General features: G+C 50.4%; 1 protein-coding gene. It reads left to right on the forward strand.

Going from position 1 to position 276, the window contains the following annotated elements:
• On the forward strand, positions 1-276 hold a 276-nt coding region (locus tag ACNKXV_RS14850; protein ID WP_417908467.1), incomplete at both ends, for an SDR family oxidoreductase.

The raw sequence follows: 276 nt of genomic DNA on the forward strand, positions 1-276 counted from the left end.
TTGAAAAAAAACAAAGGTTCGATAGTCAATATTTCCTCCAAAACTGCCGTCACAGGACAAGGGGGCACATCCGGCTATGTGGCTGCCAAAGGCGCCCAACTCGCCCTCACCCGAGAGTGGGCTGTCGAGCTTCTCCCTTACCAAATCCGTGTCAACGCAATCCTACCCGCTGAAGTGTACACCCCTATGTATGAAAGCTGGATTCAATCTTTTGCCAATCCGGAAGAAAAACTGGCCGAAATCAGCAAGCGAATTCCGCTTGGAAAACGGATGACC

Source organism: Christiangramia aquimixticola, from assembly GCF_048285835.1.
GTDB lineage: Bacteria > Bacteroidota > Bacteroidia > Flavobacteriales > Flavobacteriaceae > Christiangramia > Christiangramia aquimixticola.